Source organism: Mycobacterium sp. D16R24, assembly GCF_002013385.1.
Classification (GTDB): Bacteria; Actinomycetota; Actinomycetes; order Mycobacteriales; family Mycobacteriaceae; genus Mycobacterium.
Map to the genome: position 1 here is coordinate 16,849 of NZ_MAEV01000004.1, position 19,829 is coordinate 36,677.

Genomic DNA, 19,829 nt, shown 5'->3' on the forward strand with positions numbered 1-19,829 from the left:
CTGTGCTGCAATGTGTTTGCTGTTTATGGACCGATCCCTACCCTTCGGTCGGTCAGTGGTCAGGAATTCCGTTGGACAGGGCCGGGACAGTGCCTTCTCGTTGTACTAGTGACTGCGCACCGATCTTGAACTGCGCGAGCTTGTCGCAGATCGTCTGCCCGTGGGCGGTGTGTCCCCAGATGCTGATGCCTTGGTGCGTCGTTGGCTCCCAGGCATCTTCGTTGTCGATCACGATGGGGTTCCATCCCACTTCCCATTCGAATCCCGACGGTGTGATCGCATAGAACGACAGTTCCTTGTCGTTGGTGTGTTGGCCGATCGACAGGGCCACCCCGAATCCGTTCTCCGCCATCCGTTGATAGGCGGCCACCATGTCATCGAGGGCGGCTACCTGGATGTTGACGTGCTGGATTCGGGTGCGAATGGGCTTGATGGGCAATCGATGCACCGAAGCGATCGCCACGCTGTGGTGACGTTCGTTGACGCGCAGGAATCGGATCTTGAATTTGAGTCCACTGATGGTCTCGTCGATATAGTCCGACAGACGTGCGTCGAACACCGTCCGGTAGTAGCCGTGCATCTGGTGTGGGCGCTTGCTCACTATCGCCACATGCCCAAGTCCACTCTGGCCGGTGACGAATCCCTCTTTCGTCAGCAGCACCGGCGCGGTGTGGCTCACTTGCGGTCGCGTGTAGATCTCCTGCATCAGCCCATTGGGGCCTGGGAACCTTGCCAGCCTCTCGACGCCGCGCAGTGCGGCATCCTCGGCGCTACCTTCTGTCAACGCAACGCCGTGTGAGGTGATGCGTGCTGCCACGGCGTCGAAGACATCATGGTCATCAAGTTCCCAGCCAAGGGCGGTGACATCTTCGGCGGGGCCGCGCTGCAGCAGGAATCGGCAACTGTGGTCATCCAACCGAAACCGCATGGTGTTGGACAGTGTTTCGTCCACGTGCAAGCCGACGGCATCGCGTCCGAATCTGCGCCAGTCGGCGAATCGCTGGGTTTCGATGACGACGTAACCGAGATGGACATCACCAAATATCGATTGCGAAGGGATGAGGTTGCGGGTCACCGGTCACCCCGAGCCAGCGTCGAGTCGGGCTGCAGGAAGTCGGTGACCAGTCGATTGAAGAGTGCTGCGCGTTCCCACTGCATCCAGTGGCCGGTGTGCGACGTCATCACCAGTTCTGCGCTGGGCAGGGTGTTGAGCAGCGTGGGTCCGCCGTTGGGTCGGTTGACCTTGTCATCGCGGCCCCACAACACCAGTGTCGGGTTTTGCAGAGTCTTCAGCCGCGGGTCACGGGTGAGGTCCATCCGCCACAGGGTGCGCAACGCCGTTGACCCCGACGGGCGCCGAAGCGGAGGCGCTGCCACCACAGCGGGGTCGATGGACGCCAGGTAGCGCTGTTCGATGAGTTCATCAGGAACTGCGGCCCCGTCATACACGAGGTGGGTGCGGACGAACGACGCAAGCTTCTCGCGGCTGGGCCCTTCGCCACCGTAATACGCGAACAAGCTTTTGAGGCCAGCCGTCGGGAGGGCGCGAGTTGTGCCTATCCCGCCTGGGCCCATCAAAACCAGTTTTCCGACACGGTTGGGGGTGTCGAGCGCAAGACGCAGTGCCGCCGCGCCGCCATAGGAGTTGCCGACCAGATGTGCTGTGTCGATGTCGAGTTGGTGCAGCAGGCCCCGGATCGTTGTTGCGAGGTAACCGAACGGATCGGAGTGGTCGAAGCTCTTGGTCGAGCGGCCGTATCCGGGCAGGTCGGGAACGATGACCCGGAAGTGCTGCGCGAGCGCGTCGATGTTGCGTGAGTAGTTCGACACTCCGGACGCCCCTGGCCCACCGCCGTGCAGCAGGACCACCGGCATACCGGTGCCGCACTCTGCGTAGAAGATCGGGTTCCCCGCAACGGAGACGGTGTTCTCAACGAGGGCGTGGCTTGTCATGCGGTGGCTCCGGTTCTGATTGAGGGGGCGGCAGCGGTCTTGCCGCAGCTGGCAAGGCCGCCAGGTGGCGGCGGCAGAGACTCCTCGGATTGGGCTGCGCCGTAGACGAATCCGTCGGGGCGCAACACCACGGCCACGGCCTTGTGGGTGGCCAGCCAGGTGTTCAAAGCGCCAGTTTTGTCGACGACTGTTCCCGGCGCCGAAGGCACGTTGACACGACGCACTGCCACACTGGGCACTCCCAGCTGCTCCCAGCGCTGAGCGCCTGGCGGTTTCTGGCCCGTGTACAGCAGGGTCCAGCGACCGCCGATGATGTCGTCGAGCCGTGCCGTGACGCCCTCACCGTCGACGACGAACGGTTGCGGTATCAGTCGGCCGGTTGCGGGATGCGAGTCTGTGGCGAAGTAGCCACGCGCGTAGTGCGGTTCGGGTACCCAGTAGAACCGCTGACCTGCGCGTATCAAGCCCGGCACGCGACTGAGCGTGCGCAGCAGGTGATTACGGACGGCAGCAGCCCACTGCCGACGCTCGGTAATGACCCGGCCGACGAAGACCGCGCGGCGGGTCACCTCGGTGACGTGCGGCTGTCGTTCGACTTGATAGGAGTCCAGTAGTTCTTCGGGTGCATGGCCCTGCACCACTGCGGCCAGTTTCCAACACAGATTGGCCACGTCTCGCACGCCGGCGCACATGCCCTGGCCGATCCACGGCGGCATTGCGTGTGCAGCGTCACCGGCCAGGAACACTCGTCCGGCCCGCCACCGGTCGGCCACACGGACGTGGTGACTGTAGATCACGGATCGCAGGATCTTGACGTGCTGCTCGGTGATGCCCTGTTCGTTGAGGACTTTCCAGATCGCTTCGGGTTGAAGGAGTGTGCGATCGTCCTCACCGGCCCGAGCGGGGAACTCCCAACGATGATGTCCCAGGGGCGTGGGGCAATCGACGGTGGGGCGAGCGGGTTTGCAGTGAAACCGCAGCGCGTCGTGGTTCTCCCACGGGTGCAGCATCTCGGTATCGATGACCACCCACCGTTCGGCGTAGGTGCGTCCTGCGTAGCCGATGCCGAGTTGACCTCGGATGGCCGACCCGCCACCGTCTGCGGCGATCACATACGACGCGGTGAGCCGTTTGAAGGTGTCGGTCTTCAGGTCGGCCAACATCAGCTCGACCTTGTCCCCCTTGGTCGACACCCGCAAACACTCGTGCTCCAGCAGCACTTCGACATTGGGAAAACGCCCCACACCCGCACGTAGGGCCTGATCGACTGCCGGCTGGTAGATGAACTGTTGAGGTGGGTGCCCCGATCCGCGAGGGGTGAGTGCCAGTTGGACGAACGGTCTACCCGACGCGTCCACGAACATCAGTGGGCGGTTGGGCAGCATGTCGGCCTGCAACTGTTCGGCCAACCCAACCAACTGCCATACCCGCAGCACTTCCTCGTCAATCGAGATGGCCCGGGCGCGACCGAAAATGTCCGGATCACGCTCCAGAACAACGACTTTGAGACCGATCTGGCCGAGCAGGTTGGCGGCCGTCGCGCCCGACGGACCGTAACCGACAATCGCGACGTCGTAGTTCTTTTCCTCAGCCAAGGCCATCCTCGTTCACCAGATCCATCGTGTAGTGATCACTACGGTAGTGTAGTGATCGATACGGTAGGGTGTTAGGGACACCACGTCAACCCCCTGAACATGAGGAGCGTCACCATGCCAACCGACAAGCCGCAACGCCAGAACGCCCAGCGGCGCAGGCTCGACGGCGCGGCATCGCGCGCGCGAATCGTCGACGCTGCCGCGGAGATAGCGGCCGAACGCGGGTACGAGGGCACCGGTATCGCCGCGGTCAGCGCCAAGTGCGGGCTGCCGGCGAGTTCGATCTACTGGCATTTCAAAGACAAGGACGACCTGATCGCCGCAGTGATCGAGCGGAGCTACCACGACTGGTTGCGAAGCTGGCAATTACCCGACGAGGGATCGCCACAAGAACGGCTGGTGGCTATGGTGACCCAGATCGCTAAGGCGCTTTCGGATTCGCCGGACTTCTTGCGACTGGGCCTGATGCTGTCGCTGGAGCGACGCCCTGTCGAACCTCGCGCGCGGTCGATGTTTCTGGAGGTGCGCGCTCATGCGGTCAAGAACGTTTCCTCCGCAGTCGCCGATCTCGTGCCCGGGCTCACTGCGGCCCAACTCCGTCAACTGTCAACCTATGCGGTTGCCGGCGCCGACGGACTGTTTATCGCCAAGGAGATCGATGGCGACGCCCTCGATTTGGTGGCGATGTTCGAACAGCACGCGCTGTCGCTATACGGGCTCGCACATCGCATGGCCAGTCAGGACACGCACTAATGGCATTGAGTGACAACATGATCAACAACGCCGCGACGGTGTTGGAGACGGCGCAGAACAGCCGGGTCCCGGCTCCGCCGCTCACCGAGTCCTATCCTGGATTCAACCAGGACGACGCCTACGCAGTTCAGCGAGTCAACCTAGCCCGCAGGCTAAAGCAAGGGCGCGTCGTCATTGGCCACAAGGTCGGGTTGACCTCGGCGGCAATGCAACAGCTTCTCGGGGTCGATCAGCCTGATTTCGGCTACATCCTTGACGACATGGTCGTGCCCGACAACGCTGTCGTCGCGGCCGACCAGTTCTGTGCTCCCCGTGTGGAACCCGAGGTGGCGTTCCTGCTCCGAGCTCCACTGCGCGGACCCCACGTCACCGTCGAAGAGGTGTATGAGGCCACAGAGTCGGTGGCCGCGGCACTGGAAATCGTCGACAGTCGCATCGCGGACTGGCGGATCACCTTTCCTGATACCGTCGCCGACAACGCCAGCTCCGGCGTGATGGTTCTAGGCACTTGGGTGCCCTACCGCCGCAACTTCGATCTGCCTGGGCTCTGCGCATCACTGCTGATCAACGGAGTCGAAACTGATACCGGTGCGGGGGCAGCGGTGATGGGTGACCCAGCTGCGGCAGTGGCCTGGCTCGCCAACGCACTGGCCGCATTCTCGGTAGCCATCGAGCCAGGACAGTTCGTGATGTCTGGCTCGTTCACGTCCGCGCGCTTCATCCACGCAGGCGACACCGCCACTGCCAATATCACTGGGCTCGGCGCGGTCTCGCTCAGGTTCAGCTGAAGGATTGACATGACAACACAACATCAGTGGCCGGTTGCTGTCATCGGCTCAGGCAACATCGGTACCGATCTCATGATCAAGATCATGCGCAGTGACGGGCCGTTGACCATGGCTGCGATGGTCGGCATCGACCCGGAATCAGACGGATTGGCCCGAGCACGACGCCTGGGCATAGCCACCTCATCCGACGGGATCGACGGCCTTCTTACGATGCCTGAGTTCGACGGAGTTCGAATTGTGTTCGACGCGACATCGGCGAGCGCTCACCGCGTCAACTGGAACATGCTGCAGAACACCGGAGTGCGGGTGCTCGACCTCACCCCGGCGGCGCTGGGTCCCTACTGTGTGCCGGTGGTCAACCTTGACGAGCATGTCGACGAACACAACTTGAACATGGTTACCTGCGGCGGGCAGGCCACCGTGCCCATCGTCTCCGCCGTGGGGCAGGCTGGCACCGTCTCCTACGCAGAGATTGTATCCGCGATCTCGGCGAGATCAGCAGGCCCCGGAACCCGGGCGAACATCGATGAGTTCACCGAAACCACCTCTGCGGCACTGGAAGTGGTGGGCGGCGCCCGGCGGGGCAAAGCCGTGATGGTCCTCAACCCGGCTGACCCGCCGGTCTTGATGCGTAACACCGTCTACTGCCTTGTCGACGGCGACGCAGACCACGCGGTCATTGAGGAGGCGGTCGAGGACATGGTCGCCAAGGTCGGCGCCTATGTTCCCGGGTATCGACTCAAACAGCGGGTGCAGTTCGAGACGTTCGGCAGCCGCAACGCGCTCTACATACCAGAGATCGGCAATTTCACAGGTACACGGGTGACCGTTATGTTGGAAGTCGCGGGTGCAGCGCACTACCTGCCTGCCTACGCGGGCAACCTCGACATCATGACATCGGCGGCCAAGTCCACCGCCGAACGGGTCGCCGCTGTAGACACCGAGATCGCAGGATTCGCCTCATGATTCATGACCTCTACATCAGTGACGTCACGCTACGCGACGGCATGCACGCCATCCGCCACCAGTACAGCATCCGCCAGGCAGTCGCCATCGCCAGTGCACTTGACGCCGCCGGCGTCGACTCCATCGAAGTCGCCCACGGTGACGGGTTGGGCGGATCGAGTTGCATCTACGGATTCGGCGCCCACACCGACATTGAATGGATTGAGGCAGTGGCCACTGCCGTGCACCGCGCCAAAGTCGCGACACTGCTGCTTCCCGGCATCGGGAGTGTGCAGAGATTGAAGGATGCCCACCGCGCCGGAGCAAGCATCGTCCGCGTCGCCACACACTGCACCGAAGCCGACATCGCTGCCCAACACATCGCGGCAGCACGTGAGCTGGATATAGACACCGTCGGCTTTCTGATGATGAGCCATATGACCACACCGCACGCACTCGCCGAACAGGCAAAGCTCATGGAGAACTACGGCGCGACCTGCGTCTACATCGTGGACTCAGGTGGCGCCATGACTATGCGTGATGTCGCCGAACGTGTCGACGCACTGGCCCAGACCCTGCTGCCGACCACCGCCATCGGAATCCACGCCCATCACAACCTCGCGCTGGGCGTGGCGAACTCCATCGTGGCAGTCGAGCACGGCGCTCGCCGGGTCGACGCCTCGCTGACCGGCATGGGCGCCGGTGCGGGCAACGCACCGCTGGAAGTCTTCGTCGCCACCGCGAACCGGATGGGCTGGCAACACGGTTGTGACCTGCACGCGCTGCAGGACGCCGCCGACGACATCGTCCGTCCGCTGCAAGACCGGCCGGTGCGCGTTGACCGCGAAACTCTCAGTCTGGGCTATGCCGGCGTGTACTCCAGCTTCCTTCGCCATGCCGAGGCCGCGGCGGCTCGCTACGGTCTCGACGCTCGCACCATCATCGAGGAGGCCGGCCGGCGCGGCATGGTGGGTGGTCAAGAGGACATGCTCGTCGATATCGCCCTCGATCTGACCGCACCGGTGCGTTCTGCCCCGCAGTGAACTGGCAAAACTTTCCCCTCAGGCCCACGAGTTCCCACGCTCATCTCGTTGCAAAAACTGCCGCCGGCCGCTCCCACAGCGATCCAGTCCCACGGCCTGACCTATCGCGAAGCCGAGCCAGGCCCCAGGAGCGGCTGGACAGGAGGTCCGTGCCGCCGCCCGCGGTGGGCGACCGGATGGCACACGATGAGGGGATCGCCGGGGCGAAGACCAAAAGCATTTTTCCGCAACGGGTCTACGAGGCCACCCGGGTGATCCTAGAGAGTCGCTGCCGTCACCGGGCCATCGTGACGCATGGCGCGCTGACCTTTGTGGGGTGCACGTGGATCACGATGTCTATCGAATCAACCGACTATGTATTGTTCCGCGTTCCACCGGGAAGCACCAGCGTGCTGAGCGAGGACGACTACTTTCACAACCGAACGGTCGCCGAGCTGGGGGAGTACCGGTCACCTCGCTTCGTCCTGGCGTGCGACGATCGCTGTTGTGGAGCTGCCCGCGTTAGACGATGTGCTCGACCGGCTGCACGTCGTCGCATTGCCCATGCGGGTGCGATTCCGCGGCATCACTACCCGTGAGATCGCCCTTATCGAGGGTTCGGCCGGTTGGGGCGAGTTCGGTGCCTTTCCCGAGTACGACCCGCCCGAGGCCTCTGCCTGGCTGGGGGCCGCCATCGAGGCCGCGTACACCGAGCTTCCCGCCGCCCGGCGCGCCCGCATACCCGTCAACGCGACGGTGCCCGCGGTGTCCGCCGCGGACGTGCCCGAGGTGCTGACCCGCTTCCCGGGCGCCCGCACCGCCAAGGTCAAGGTGGCCGAACCCGGGCAGACCCTCGACGACGATGTCGCCCGTGTCGAAGCGGTCCGCGCGCAGATGCCCACCGTGCGGGTGGATGCCAACGGGGGCTGGACCGTCGAGCAGGCCATCCAGGCGCTGACCGCGCTGACCCGCGACGGCGCTCTCGAGTACGCCGAACAGCCCTGCGCCACCGTCGAGGAACTCGCCGAGGTGCGCCGCCGCCTCCCGGATGTACCGATCGCCGCTGACGAAAGCATCAGGCGGGCAAGTGATCCGTTGCGTGTTGCCCGGGCGGGTGCGGCCGATGTCGCGGTGCTCAAGGTGGCCCCGCTCGGTGGGGTGACCGCGCTGCTGGACATCGCGGAACGGATCGGTATGCCCGTGGTGATCTCCAGCGCTCTGGACAGCGCGGTGGGCATCGGCATCGGTCTGCGTACGGCCGCGGCACTGCCGGTGCTGGAGCATGCCTGTGGGCTGGGAACCGGAGGGTTTTTCGTCGAGGACGTGGCCGAGGCCCCGGCACCCGAGAACGGTTACTTGACGGTGGCGTCGTTCACCCCCGACCCGGCGCGGCTGGCGGCGCTTGCCGCGCCTGCCGACCGGCGCGACTGGTGGCGGCGCCGAGTGGCCGACTGCTATCCACTGTTGAACCGGTAGGTTCAGTCACCGTGCCTCTCGCGAACATCAACGGCATCCAGATCAGTTACGACGATCGTGGGCCCCTGGCGCTCGGCGCCTCCGGTGATCCCGTCGTCTTTATTTCCGGGCGCGGTGGCGCGGGGCGCAGCTGGCACCTTCATCAGGTACCAGCATTCCGCGCCGCGGGATATCGCACGATCACCTTCAACAACCGGGGGATACCGCCGACCACCGAGTGCGCCGATGGCTTCACCCTGCAGGACATGGTGGCCGATGCCGCAGCGCTCATCGAGGATCTCGGTGCGGCCCCGGCCCGTCTGGTCGGGTTCTCCATGGGGGCGCTCATCGCCCAGGAGCTCACGCTCACCCGCCCGGATCTGGTGACCGCCGCGGTGTTCATGGGGACCCGGGGGCGCGAGGATTCCACGCGGTCGTTCTTCCGCAAGGCCGAGCTCGAGCTGTCCGCATCGGGTGCCGAGGTGCCGGCGTCCTACCAGGCGGCCATGCGCCTGTTGTTGAACTTCTCGCCGAAGACTCTGAACAACGATGCCGCGATCAAGGACTGGATCGATATGTTCACGCTGTGGCCCGAGCCGGCCTCGGGTGGCATCGATCACCAGCGCAGCGCCATACCCGCCCCCGACCGGCCCGGTGCGTACGCGGGGATCACCGTCCCGTCACTGGTCATCGGGTTCAGCGACGATATGACCCTGCCGCCCTACCTTGGCCGTGAGGTGGCCGATGCCATCCCGGGCGGCAAGTACGTCGAGATTGCCGACGCCGGGCATCTGGGCTTCATCGAACGCCCCGATGAGGTCAACCGCGTGATCCTGGAGTTCTTTTTGAGCGCCTCTCAGGCGGTATGACACCCTGATGGCATGAACCCGTCGACCGCTCAGGCCCATGCCGTCGTCGACGAGCTCATCCGCGGCGGAGTCCGGGATGTGGTGCTGTGTCCCGGGTCGCGCAATGCCCCGCTGGCCTTTGCATTGCACGATGCGGACAAGGCCGGGCGGTTGCGGCTGCACGTGCGTATCGACGAACGCACCGCGGGCTTCCTGGCCGTCGGGCTGGCCGCCGCCAGCGGCGCCCCGGTTCCGGTGGCGATGACGTCCGGAACGGCGGTAGCTAATCTCGGCCCCGCGGTGGTGGAGGCCAACTACGCGCGGGTTCCGCTGATTGTGTTGTCTGCCAACCGCCCCTACGAACTGCTCGGCACCGGCGCCAACCAGACGATGGAGCAGCTCGGCTACTTCGGTACCCAGGTGCGCGCCGCGATCAGTCTCGGCCTGGCGGAAGACGGTTCGGAGAAGATCGAGGCGCAGAACCCGCACTGGCGTTCCGCGACCTGCCGAGTCCTGGCCGCTGCCAAGGGGTCGCGTACCGCCAATGCCGGCCCCGTACAGTTCGACATCCCGCTACGGGAACCGCTTGTGCCCGATCGCGATGGAGGGCCGATCCCTGCGGGCCGCCCCGGCGGGGTGCCCTGGACATACACCCCGGACGTGACGTTCGACGAACCCGTCGAGATCGATCTGAGTCCTGACACCGTGGTGATCGCGGGCCATGGCGCGCCCGCACACGCCAACCTGGCGATGTTGCCCACGGTGGCCGAACCGACGGCGCCCCAACCCGACAACCCGGTGCATCCGCTGGCGCTCGCCCTGCTGCATCCGCAACAGGTGATCATGTTGGGCCGGCCGACCCTGCACCGGCAGGTGTCATCGCTGTTGGCGGACAACCGGATTCCGGTGTACGCGTTGACCACCGGCCCGCGCTGGCCCGATGTGTCCGGCAACTCGCAGGCCACCGGAACCCGTGCCATCATCTCCGGTAAGCCGGATGCCGCATGGCTGCAACGGTGCGCGCACGCGCACCAGAAGGCGCTCGATGCGGTGCGCGGGCAGTTGGGTACTCACCCGCTGACCACGGGTCTGCACGTGGCGGCAACGGTGTGTGGGTCATTGCGCGATGGTGACCAGCTGGTGCTCGGTGCGTCCAACGCGGTACGCGATGCCGCGCTCGTTCCGTGGGGGGCCAAAGACGTTCGCGTGCGCTCCAATCGGGGTGTCGCCGGCATCGACGGCACGGTATCGACCGCGATCGGTGCGGCGCTGGCGCACAAGGGGGGCCGCACCGTGGCCTTGATCGGCGATCTCACCTTCGTACACGACAGCTCGGGTCTGCTGATCGGGCCGACCGAGCCGCGCCCCGAGAACCTGACCATCGTGGTCTCAAATGACAACGGCGGCGGCATCTTCGAACTGCTGGAGCAGGGCGACCCGCGATTTCGCGACGTTTCCTCCCGCATCTTCGGCACCCCGCATGACGTTGATATCGCGGCGCTGTGCCGGGCCTACCACGTGGATTCACGATCCATCTCGGTGGAGGAACTCGGCCCTGCGCTGGACGAACCGGCCGGTGGCATCAGGGTTCTGGAGGTCAAGGCCGACCGCTCCACCCTGCGCGAGCTGCATGCGGCCATCAGGGCCGCCCTATGAAGCGGCGCTCCCGCGTCATCAAGAGAGTCCGGATCGTGGTGCTGGTGCTGGCGGGACTGATGACGCTGCAGTCACTGCTGCTGGTCGCCGGGGCCTGGCGAAACGACAATGCCATCGAACGGGATATGGGTGTCGCGCTGGCCGAGGTACTCAGCGCCGGGCCACGGCGGTCCACCATCGAGTTCGTCACACCCGAACGAGTCACGTATCGGCCCGAATTGGGCGTTCTCTACCCCTCTGAGCTCAGCCCGGGTATGCGCATCTACGTCGAGTACGACACATCCAACCCGGATTTGGTTCGCGTGCAAGGACGTAACGCATCGTTATCGATTGTCCCCGCCGGGTCCATCATTGTCGTGGTGTGGTTGGTCGCCGGGACGATACTGCTGGGGCTTGCCCGGATGCAGCGCCGAAGTCCGGCACCCGTTCACGCTTAAGTTTGCGTGACGTATGCCTGGGGGCAACCTAACTGCTAAGTGACGCTGACATGCTCTCAGTGTGCGCATCGCGATCGTCGCCGAGTCGTTTTTGCCGAACGTCAACGGAGTCTCCAACTCGGTGCTGCGGGTACTGGAACACCTCCGCCGCACCGGGCATGAGGCCGTCGTCATTGCACCGGACACCCCCCGCGGACAGCCCCCCGCCGGTGCCGAACACGACGGCGTGCCCGTGCACCGGGTGCCGGCCATCATGTTTCCCAAGGTGAGCACCCTGCCGTTAGGTGTGCCGCAGCCGCGCATGGTGCGAATCCTTCGTGATTTCGCGCCCGATGTGGTGCACCTGGCCTCGCCGTTCGTCCTGGGATACGGGGGACTGCGCGCCGCGCAGCATCTCGACATCCCCACCGTCGCCGTCTACCAGACCGATGTGGCCGGGTTCGCCGACAGCTATGGCGCCGGGTTCGCCGCTCGCGCTGCCTGGCGCTGGACCAAGCACTTGCACGGCCGGGCCGACCGCACGTTGGCCCCATCTTCGTCCGCCATGGAAGGTCTTGCTGCACATGGCATCCCGCGGGTGTTCCGGTGGTCACGCGGTGTGGACATCGAACGCTTCGCACCCTCGGCGCGCGACGAGCAGCTGCGTCGATCCTGGTCGCCCGAGGGCAAGCCGATCATCGGGTTCGTCGGGCGGCTCGCCCCCGAGAAGCATGTGGAGCGTCTGGCCGTGCTGGCCGAACGCGACGACATGCGGCTCGTCATCGTGGGTGGCGGCGTAGAGCGGGACGCTCTTGAAAAGCTTATGCCCACAGCAATTTTCACCGGTGAGTTGACCGGATCGGCGCTGTCGCGGGCATACGCCAGCCTCGACGTCTTCATCCACCCGGGCGAGCATGAGACCTTCTGTCAGGCGGTGCAGGAGGCGCTGGCCAGCGGTGTTCCTGCCATCGCGCCGGATGCCGGCGGTCCGCGCGACCTGGTTATCCCGGGTCGCAACGGAATGCTGCTGCCGGTGGCCGACTTCGAGGCACGCCTCGGCATGGCGGTTGATCACCTGGTGCAACCGGCAACGCGCAGCCGATTCTCGGCGGCCGCGCGCCGGGGTGTGCTGTCGCGCACATGGCCCGCCATCTGCGATGAGCTGCTCGAGCACTACGCCGCCGCGGCGGGTACCACGCTGGGCCGCGGCATCATGACGGCCTAGTGCGCTGTACCGTCACGGTATGAACCGCGCCACCCTGGAAAAGGACCCGCACGAGGTCGCGTCCATGTTTGACGCGGTGGCCAAGCGATACGACATCACCAATACGGTGTTGTCCTTTGGCCGGGACCGTGCCTGGCGCCGCGCCACCCGCGAATCGCTGAAGCTGAAGGCCGGGGACAGGGTGCTCGACATCGCCGCGGGGACCGCGGTCTCGACGGCAGAGCTCACCCAGTCCGGTGCCTGGTGTGTGGCGGCGGATTTCTCTGTCGGCATGCTCAAGGCCGGTGCGCGTCGCGATGTACCCAAGGTCGCCGGGGACGCGACACGGCTGCCGTTCGCGGATCACTCGTTTGACGCGGTGACCATCAGCTTCGGTCTGCGCAATGTGGTCGATCACGTGGAAGGGCTGCGCGAGATGGCTCGCGTCACCAAACCCGGTGGCCGCCTTGCGGTGTGCGAATTCTCGACTCCGGTCAACCGGCCTTTCCGCACGCTGTACATGGAGTACCTGATGAAGGCGCTGCCGTCGGTGGCGCGCGCCGTCAGCAGCAATCCGGACGCGTACGTGTACCTGGCCGAATCGATCCGGGCATGGCCCGATCAGGAGGCGCTGGCTCAGCAGATCATCTCGGCGGGCTGGTCGAATGTGCGGTGGCGCAATCTCACTGGCGGCATCGTTGCCCTGCATGTAGCGGCGCTCTAACCGCGATCGGCTATCAGCTGAACGGCGGACGCGCGTCGAGACGTCGCGAGCCGCCGCCCGCCACTCGCCAGACGCGCGCAATCGCGTCATGGTCTTCGTCGGTTACGAGATTTCCCATGAGCCGTACGGCAATTCGCATCAGTACCTGAGAACGCATGCCGACCGGGCCCATGAGGGGCAGGAAGCGCGGCAGGGTCAGCAGCGCCGCGAGGCGTCGAGCAATTGAGAACGACTGGCCGTAGCGGTCCCGCAGCAGTTCCGGCCACAGCTGTGAGTAGTCGTTGGCGTCGAGCACCTCGGCGGCCAGGTGCCCGGTCTCCAGCCCGTAGTCGATGCCCTCGCCATTGAGCGGATTGACGCATGCCGCGGCGTCGCCGATGAGCATCCAGTTGGGACCCGCGACGCCGGACACCGCCCCGCCCATCGGCAGCAGCGCCGAGGCGATGGAGTGCAGGCTTCCACTGAGTCCGAAGTCCTCGCGCCGCAGCTCCGTGTAGTACTCGATGAGTGGACGCAACGCCGCATCGGCGGGGCGTTTCGAGGTGGCGAGTGCGCCGACACCGATGTTGATCTGCCCGCCACCCAACGGGAAAATCCAGCCGTATCCGGGTAACACATCGCCCTCGGGGGAACGCAGCTCCAGATGCGAGGTCATCCATTCCTCGTCGCCGCGCGCCGACTCGATGTACGCGCGCCCCGCGACGGCGTACACGGTGTCCTTATGCCACTCACGCCCAAGGACTTTCCCGAGAGGGGAGCGCACTCCGTCGGCGACGATCACGGCCTTGCAGGCAATCTCACCGGGTCCGCTGTTGTCGAGCACCCGGACGGAGGTCACTCGGCCCGCCGAGTCACGTTCCACGTCAACGGCCTTGGTGGACTCGGCCATGGTGGCCCCGGAGTCCACCGCCACCTGCCGGATCTTGTCGTCCAGCTCGGTGCGACGCACCGCGCTGCCGGTACCGCCGAAAGATGGACCTGGCCAAGGAACTTCGATATTGCCGCCGAACCCGTGCAGGCGCAGACCCCGGTATCGGATGTGTTCGTCGAGCCATGGTCCGAGACCGAGTAGCTCAAGTTGTTCGACGGCGCGGGGGGTCAGTCCGTCGCCGCAGGTCTTGTCCCGGGGGAACACCGCCGAGTCGACCAGGACCACCTCACGCCCGGATCGCGCCGCCCACGCCGCGGCCGCCGATCCGGCTGGTCCGGCACCGACGACGACCAGGTCCGCTGAGGTCTGCACCTTCACAGTATGTTGGACCGGTGAGTAACTCGACCACGGTGGCCGGAGTTGATCTTGGCGATCCCGTATTCGCCGCGAAGGTGCGCGACCATTTGGCCGCCATCGAAGCGCTCATCGTGTCCGAGCTGGGGCAGTCCGACCCGCTGTTGACGGAGTCTGTGCTGCATCTTTTCCACGCCGGCGGTAAGCGCTTCCGCCCGCTGTTCACGGTGCTAGCCGCCCAGACCGGACCGGATCCGGACAACGACGAGGTGATTCTCGCGGGAGCAGTGTGCGAGCTCATTCACCTGGCCACGCTGTACCACGACGACGTCATGGACGAGGCGCAGAAGCGTCGTGGCGTGCCCAGCGCCAACGCGCGGTGGGGTAACAATGTGGCGATCCTCGCCGGGGACTATCTGCTGGCCACAGCCTCGCGGCTGGTGTCGCGGCTCGGTCCCACGGCCGTGCGGATCGTCGCCGAGACCTTCGCCGAGCTCGTCACTGGCCAGATGCGGGAAACCGTCGGGGTACCCGAGGGCGGCGATGAGACCGAGCACTATCTCAAGGTGATCCACGAGAAGACTGGATCCTTGATCGCGGCGGCGGGGCGGTTCGGTGCGATGACCTCCCGGTGCGATGACGAGCAGATCGAACGGCTGAGCCGCCTGGGCGCCATCGTCGGGACCGCCTTCCAGATCTCCGACGACATCATCGATATCGAGAGCCTCACGGACGAGTCGGGCAAGACACCCGGCACAGATCTGCGTGAGGGGGTGCACACCTTGCCCATGCTGTACGCCTTGCGCGATACCGGCACCGATGCCGATCGGCTGCGTACCTTGCTGACCGCGCCCATTACCGACGATGCCGAGGTGGACGAGGCATTGATGCTGCTGCGGGCCTCCCATGGACTCGTGGCGGCCAAGTCCGTCGTCATCGAATATGCCGACCGCGCCAAGGCCGAGCTGGTGGAGTTGCCCCCGGGCGCTGCCCGCGACGCGCTGGGCGTGCTGATCGAGTACACCGTCCTGCGGCACGGCTAGGTACCTGGCAACCCGTCCGGAACCCAGGAGCACTGTCCTTCGTTAGCGTGGTGAACCAGCTAGAAGGAAGGGACATCATGCACGGCCACGCCAATGGACTCAAGACGGTGCTGCTGCTCGGCGGCATGTCGGCGATGATCGTGTTCATCGGCTCGCTGTTCCACAGCAAGAGCATCCTGCTGCTGGCCATTGTGTTCGCCGTCGGCATGAACGCGTTCATGTACTTCAAGAGCGACACCTTGGCGCTGCGTGCGATGCACGCCCAGCCGGTGACGGAGTTGCAGCAGCCCGCGATGTACCGGATCGTGCGGGAGCTCGCAACCGTCGCGCGCCAGCCGATGCCGCGGTTGTACATCAGCGACACCAATGCGCCCAATGCCTTTGCCACGGGCCGTAATCCGAGGAATGCGGCAGTCTGCTGCACGAGCGGCATTCTCGATCTACTCTCGGAGCGTGAGCTGCGCGCGGTGCTGGGTCACGAGCTCTCGCACGTCTACAACCGCGACATCCTGATCTCGAGTGTGGCCGGCGCACTGGCCGCCGTCATCTCGGGGCTGGCCAATATGGCGATGCTCATGAACTTCTTCGGTGGTGGGGGCGAGAACCGTCCGAATCCCTTTGCGCTGTTCCTGGTTTCGATGCTGGGTCCGGTCGCTGCCACGGTGGTGAAGATGGCGGTGTCCCGTTCGCGGGAGTATCAGGCCGACCAGTCCGGCGCCGAGCTGACCGGAGATCCGCTGGCATTGGCCTCCGCGCTGCGGAAGATCTCCGGCGGGGTGCAGGTTGCTCCGCTGCCACCGGAACCACAGCTGGCCAGCCAGTCGCACCTGATGATCGCCAACCCGTTCCGGGCCGGCGACCGGGTGGCATCGCTGTTCTCGACACACCCGCCGATGGCTGATCGCATTGCGCGCCTTGAGGATATGGCCCGCTTCTGAGTTTGGGCCGCCGAGCGTGAAGCCACGGCGGACATTCGGCGAAAATCCCGCGGTAGCTTCACAGTCGGTGAAGCCGTCAGACGGATCGTCCGCTCAGCGCGGCCAGCCTCTCGAGTACCGGTGCGTTCGCGGCGACGGGCTGCGGGGTGCCGAACTTGCCGGACCGCGCGAATGCTCCCGCACGTTTCTCGACGAAGCCCAATGCGTCCTCGACGAGGTCGGCGGGCAGATTCGCGGGAATGCCGGTGGTCTGTGCCAGGTCCCAGCCGTGGGTCAACAGATCGGCCATGCGGACCTGTAGCTGCCTGTCGCCGGTGGTGTGCGCGAACGGGCCGGGGTAGGTCTGCTCGAGCACACCCGGAAGCGTCAGCGCGTCACTCAACGCCTGCGTTGACTGCTGGTATGCGATCACGGGATCTTCGCCAGTGCCGCCGCTGGGCCCGCCGAAGCGCGCTGCCAGGGAGTAGTTCACCTCGACGAGGTGGTTCACCAACTGGCGCAGGTTCCACTCGGTACAGGGCGTCGGGGCGTCCCATTGGTCTGGACGCACGGCCGCGATCAGTGCCTCGATGGCCGCCGAGGCCCGCAGGAAGTCGTCGGCGGGCCTCGGCGGCGTGTGATCTTCTTCGCTCGCGCTCATCAGCGGTACACCATGACCGTGGTGGTGCCATGCGCGACCAGCCTGCCCTGGGAGTCGACCACCTTGCCCTCTGCCGTCGCCACCCGGCGGCCGGGATGCAGGACATTGCCCGTCGCGATCAGCCGCTCGCCGTCCGTGGAGACAGTCCGGACATAGTTGACCTTGAGTTCGAGTGTCCCGTAGCCGATTCCGGGCTCCAGAGTGGAGTGCACGGCGCAGCCCAACACGGAGTCGAGCAGCGTCGCGCAGATCCCGCCGTGCAGAGTGCCGAGCGGATTGGCGAACTCGGGCCGGGTCACCACGCTGAAGGACACCGAGCCGAATTCGATCTCCTCCATCTGCATCCCGAGCAGACGCCCGATGGGCGGCATCCCATCGGATGTCCCGCCCATGCTGCGCAGCAGCTCGAGTCCGGTCAGATTCTCGATTTCCGTGGTCATGGCCACCCTTCCGCGTAGACTGATTGGTCCATACCGACGGTAGCAGGATATGGACCGACTGGTCCATGCTGAGTGAGGAGGCCGGGGTGACGACGGGTCCACGGCAGCGTCTGATAGACAACGCGATCGTCATGATGCGCGAGCGCGGTGTGCACGCGACGGGCCTTGCTGACCTGCTCAAACGCAGCGGCACCGCGCGTAACTCCATCTACCAGCACTTCCCGGAGGGCAAGGCGGAGCTCCTGGCGGCGGCCGAGCTCGCGGCGGCCGAGCTCGCCAACGGATTCCTCGACGCGCTGCGGGCCCGCGGAGACGCCGAGTACCTCATCACCAAGTTCGTCGCCTGGTGGGTCAATCAGCTCGAGACTCATGACTTCGACACCGGTTGCCCGCATGCCGCGGCCGCGCTCGCCGGCCCGGGGGAGGCGCAGATCCGCGCGGCGGCCAACGATGCCTTTATGGGGATGCGCGCCCGGCTGGCGGAATCCTTCCGGGATTCGGGGGTGACCGATGGCGCCGAGTCCCTCGCCTCGCTGACGGTCAGCGCGATCGAGGGGGCGCTACTGCAGGCGCAGGCCGCGCACTCGGTGCAACCGCTGCGCGACGTTGAGCATGAACTGATCTCGCTCCTGCGCGCTCGGCGGCAGTGAGGGCGAAAGACCTTATTCCGCTTCGATTTCCGTGAGGTCGGTGGCGACGTGGAACGGGGGAGTGCTCTTCCCGATCACTCGGTACCGGTTCCATGGGTCGGGATCGCCGATGAAGGCATCCCGGGCGCTGTGAGAAGTGCGAATCGTGGCCTTCACCCGTGCCTCGTCACCGATGATCGCGGTCAGCTGTTCGTTCGGCCTGATGCGGCCGATCCACCGATAAATGCCGTCGATCGGCTCGCTGTACCCCTTGAGCTCCAGCTCGACCGGGACGTCGACACCACGAACGCTCACCGTTGCCTCGCCGATGTAGTCCGAATCGTCATGCGGGCTGTGTGTGAAGACGCTGTTGGTGTCGTCCTGTCGGGGAAGGCTCATGATTCTCCGTCCGGCTTGGTTGCCTCTTGACAATCGGGACGCCGTCCCGACAAACTCGCTGACATATTCGTAACAAAGAGTACCCCATACTTTTGGATACGGATATTCAATCTTGGCTGACCAGAAGGCGATGACGTGACGTCCAGCAGTTACAAAGACATCAACTACACCGACTACGACTTCAGGCCGGCTACCACGGTCGATGGCGGGATTCCTGAGCGCAGGCGCCGGGTGGGTGATCGGCTCAAGACGGCCCGGCGACTGCTCTTCGAGGCCACGGAGCTCAGCTACGACCCCGAGCTGGATATCGACTGGGATGCGCCCCTGGACTCGGGGATGCACTGGCTGGCCGCCCAGCAGGTATCGCTCTACGGCACCCCGGAGTGGGACGTGCTTTCGGCTGAGCAGCGCGGTGAGCTGGCGCGCCAGGAGCTGGTCAGCCTGCTGAGCTTCGTCGTGGATGCCCAGGGCGCGCTGGCATCGCTGATGTTCCGCGACGTCATCGAAGGCAACACCCTGACCGACGATTACACCCGTTTCCTCCTCGCCAGCGTCCGCGATATCAGCCGTAACGCCACCATGGTCGGCCGGCTGATCAACAAGACGGGGTTGGAGCTGCAGCCCGCTCCGATGGCGGTGCAGCGCCTTCAGCGGTTCTTTGTGCCACTCATCCCACACGGTCCGCTCGGACGCGGATTCGTCCTCCTGCTCCAGCGGTTGATCCATCAGTTGATGTGTGAGCTTGAGGCTGACGAACAGGCCCAGCCCGTGGTCCGGCAGGTCGCGAAGATCTGCGTTCTGGTCGGCCGTCGCCAGCTTGAGTTCGCCGAGGATGAGCTCTACCGCGCCGTGGATGCGCGCAGGTATCTCCCGCCGGCGTTGGCCGATGTCTCGGCCGCGCTACTGACGGTCTTGGCGACGTCCTTGATCGTGCGCTCGCCGGTGTACCGCAGCGTGGGGTTGACCGAGCGGGCGGGTCGCAGAGCGGCCGCCCGCGGCGAGAACGGCCGCTATCGGAACACGGTGCTGCTGCGGCGCTACTTCGACGTCGCCCAGGACGCGGGCATGTTCAGAACCGGTGCTGCGCGGGCGATTCTCAGAGGTCGAGGGCTCCTGTGACCTCGCTGGGGGATTGACAAACGACAGTGCGAGCATG

Annotated in this window: 21 protein-coding genes; 14 read left to right on the forward strand and 7 right to left on the reverse strand. The window is 65.3% G+C overall.

Annotated features, from left to right (window positions below; translation table 11 throughout):
• Positions 1 to 52 precede the first annotated feature (52 nt).
• From B4383_RS02425 to B4383_RS02435, 3 genes are read right to left on the reverse strand one after another with little or no spacing between them, the layout of a single operon-like run.
• The gene (locus B4383_RS02425) at positions 53 to 1,075 is read right to left on the reverse strand and encodes a VOC family protein (protein WP_286143952.1); all 1,023 of its coding nucleotides are present in this window, start codon (positions 1,073 to 1,075) and stop codon (positions 53 to 55) included.
• Entirely contained in the window at positions 1,072 to 1,953 is an 882-nt protein-coding gene (locus tag B4383_RS02430) for an alpha/beta fold hydrolase (RefSeq protein ID WP_078288663.1), read from the reverse strand. The genes B4383_RS02425 and B4383_RS02430 overlap by 4 nt, the downstream gene beginning before the upstream one ends.
• The gene (locus B4383_RS02435) at positions 1,950 to 3,548 is read right to left on the reverse strand and encodes a bifunctional 3-(3-hydroxy-phenyl)propionate/3-hydroxycinnamic acid hydroxylase (RefSeq protein ID WP_286143953.1); all 1,599 of its coding nucleotides are present in this window, start codon (positions 3,546 to 3,548) and stop codon (positions 1,950 to 1,952) included. The genes B4383_RS02430 and B4383_RS02435 overlap by 4 nt, the downstream gene beginning before the upstream one ends.
• 114 nt (positions 3,549 to 3,662) lie before the next feature.
• Here B4383_RS02435 and B4383_RS02440 point away from each other — a divergent pair, with 114 nt between their 5' ends.
• The 10 genes from B4383_RS02440 to B4383_RS02490 all read left to right on the forward strand — a co-directional run bounded on the left by B4383_RS02440 (position 3,663) and on the right by B4383_RS02490 (position 13,359).
• Positions 3,663 to 4,301 carry a TetR/AcrR family transcriptional regulator gene (locus B4383_RS02440; protein WP_078288659.1) on the forward strand — a complete coding sequence of 213 codons (639 nt, stop codon included), beginning with the start codon at positions 3,663 to 3,665 and terminating at the stop codon, positions 4,299 to 4,301.
• Entirely contained in the window at positions 4,301 to 5,089 is a 789-nt protein-coding gene (locus B4383_RS02445; protein ID WP_078288657.1) for a fumarylacetoacetate hydrolase family protein, read from the forward strand. Before B4383_RS02440 ends, B4383_RS02445 begins: the two co-directional genes overlap by 1 nt.
• Before the next feature lie 9 nt (positions 5,090 to 5,098).
• Positions 5,099 to 6,055 carry an acetaldehyde dehydrogenase (acetylating) gene (locus tag B4383_RS02450; protein WP_078288655.1) on the forward strand — a complete coding sequence of 319 codons (957 nt, stop codon included), beginning with the start codon at positions 5,099 to 5,101 and terminating at the stop codon, positions 6,053 to 6,055.
• Positions 6,052 to 7,077: a 4-hydroxy-2-oxovalerate aldolase gene (gene dmpG / locus B4383_RS02455; RefSeq protein ID WP_078288653.1), complete on the forward strand. Its 1,026-nt coding sequence runs from the start codon at positions 6,052 to 6,054 to the stop codon at positions 7,075 to 7,077. Before B4383_RS02450 ends, dmpG begins: the two co-directional genes overlap by 4 nt.
• A gap of 486 nt (positions 7,078 to 7,563) precedes the next feature.
• The gene (locus B4383_RS02465) at positions 7,564 to 8,532 is read left to right on the forward strand and encodes an o-succinylbenzoate synthase (protein ID WP_078288651.1); all 969 of its coding nucleotides are present in this window, start codon (positions 7,564 to 7,566) and stop codon (positions 8,530 to 8,532) included.
• A gap of 11 nt (positions 8,533 to 8,543) precedes the next feature.
• Positions 8,544 to 9,380: an alpha/beta hydrolase gene (locus B4383_RS02470; protein ID WP_078288649.1), complete on the forward strand. Its 837-nt coding sequence runs from the start codon at positions 8,544 to 8,546 to the stop codon at positions 9,378 to 9,380.
• A gap of 12 nt (positions 9,381 to 9,392) precedes the next feature.
• Complete coding sequence (gene menD, locus B4383_RS02475; RefSeq protein ID WP_078288647.1) at positions 9,393 to 11,015, forward strand: 2-succinyl-5-enolpyruvyl-6-hydroxy-3-cyclohexene-1-carboxylic-acid synthase; 1,623 nt, start codon at positions 9,393 to 9,395, stop codon at positions 11,013 to 11,015.
• Complete coding sequence (locus B4383_RS02480) at positions 11,012 to 11,452, forward strand: DUF3592 domain-containing protein (protein ID WP_078288645.1); 441 nt, start codon at positions 11,012 to 11,014, stop codon at positions 11,450 to 11,452. Before menD ends, B4383_RS02480 begins: the two co-directional genes overlap by 4 nt.
• A 61-nt stretch (positions 11,453 to 11,513) precedes the next feature.
• Positions 11,514 to 12,656, forward strand: a complete 1,143-nt coding sequence (locus B4383_RS02485) for a glycosyltransferase family 1 protein (RefSeq protein ID WP_078288644.1) — start codon at positions 11,514 to 11,516, stop codon at positions 12,654 to 12,656.
• A gap of 19 nt (positions 12,657 to 12,675) precedes the next feature.
• Positions 12,676 to 13,359, forward strand: coding sequence for a demethylmenaquinone methyltransferase (locus B4383_RS02490; protein WP_078288642.1), 684 nt, complete (start codon positions 12,676 to 12,678; stop codon positions 13,357 to 13,359).
• Positions 13,360 to 13,372: 13 nt separating this feature from the next.
• Here the strand turns inward: B4383_RS02490 and menJ are convergent, their stop codons facing one another.
• Positions 13,373 to 14,602 (reverse strand): menaquinone reductase, encoded by a 1,230-nt coding sequence (menJ, locus tag B4383_RS02495; protein ID WP_078288779.1) that lies wholly within the window; start codon positions 14,600 to 14,602, stop codon positions 13,373 to 13,375.
• A gap of 38 nt (positions 14,603 to 14,640) precedes the next feature.
• On the opposite strand from menJ, the gene B4383_RS02500 reads away from it, so the two are divergent.
• Together B4383_RS02500 and htpX are read left to right on the forward strand one after the other, a co-directional pair.
• Positions 14,641 to 15,627, forward strand: coding sequence for a polyprenyl synthetase family protein (locus tag B4383_RS02500; RefSeq protein WP_078288640.1), 987 nt, complete (start codon positions 14,641 to 14,643; stop codon positions 15,625 to 15,627).
• 77 nt (positions 15,628 to 15,704) lie between these two features.
• Positions 15,705 to 16,565, forward strand: a complete 861-nt coding sequence (gene htpX / locus B4383_RS02505; protein ID WP_078288638.1) for a zinc metalloprotease HtpX — start codon at positions 15,705 to 15,707, stop codon at positions 16,563 to 16,565.
• Positions 16,566 to 16,641: 76 nt separating this feature from the next.
• Here htpX and B4383_RS02510 read toward each other — a convergent pair whose 3' ends face one another.
• Both B4383_RS02510 and B4383_RS02515 read right to left on the reverse strand, forming a co-directional pair.
• Entirely contained in the window at positions 16,642 to 17,205 is a 564-nt protein-coding gene (locus B4383_RS02510) for a TIGR03086 family metal-binding protein (protein ID WP_078288636.1), read from the reverse strand.
• Positions 17,205 to 17,645, reverse strand: a complete 441-nt coding sequence (locus B4383_RS02515; RefSeq protein ID WP_078288634.1) for a PaaI family thioesterase — start codon at positions 17,643 to 17,645, stop codon at positions 17,205 to 17,207. Before B4383_RS02515 ends, B4383_RS02510 begins: the two co-directional genes overlap by 1 nt.
• Before the next feature lie 65 nt (positions 17,646 to 17,710).
• On the opposite strand from B4383_RS02515, the gene B4383_RS02520 reads away from it, so the two are divergent.
• Positions 17,711 to 18,295, forward strand: coding sequence for a TetR/AcrR family transcriptional regulator (locus B4383_RS02520; RefSeq protein WP_078288632.1), 585 nt, complete (start codon positions 17,711 to 17,713; stop codon positions 18,293 to 18,295).
• A 12-nt stretch (positions 18,296 to 18,307) separates the two neighbouring features.
• Here the strand turns inward: B4383_RS02520 and B4383_RS02525 are convergent, their stop codons facing one another.
• Positions 18,308 to 18,673 carry a DUF4873 domain-containing protein gene (locus B4383_RS02525; RefSeq protein WP_078288630.1) on the reverse strand — a complete coding sequence of 122 codons (366 nt, stop codon included), beginning with the start codon at positions 18,671 to 18,673 and terminating at the stop codon, positions 18,308 to 18,310.
• 135 nt (positions 18,674 to 18,808) lie between these two features.
• Between B4383_RS02525 and B4383_RS02530 the strand changes: the two genes are divergently transcribed.
• Positions 18,809 to 19,792 (forward strand): diiron oxygenase, encoded by a 984-nt coding sequence (locus B4383_RS02530; RefSeq protein WP_078288628.1) that lies wholly within the window; start codon positions 18,809 to 18,811, stop codon positions 19,790 to 19,792.
• The last annotated feature ends 37 nt before the right edge of the window (positions 19,793 to 19,829 follow it).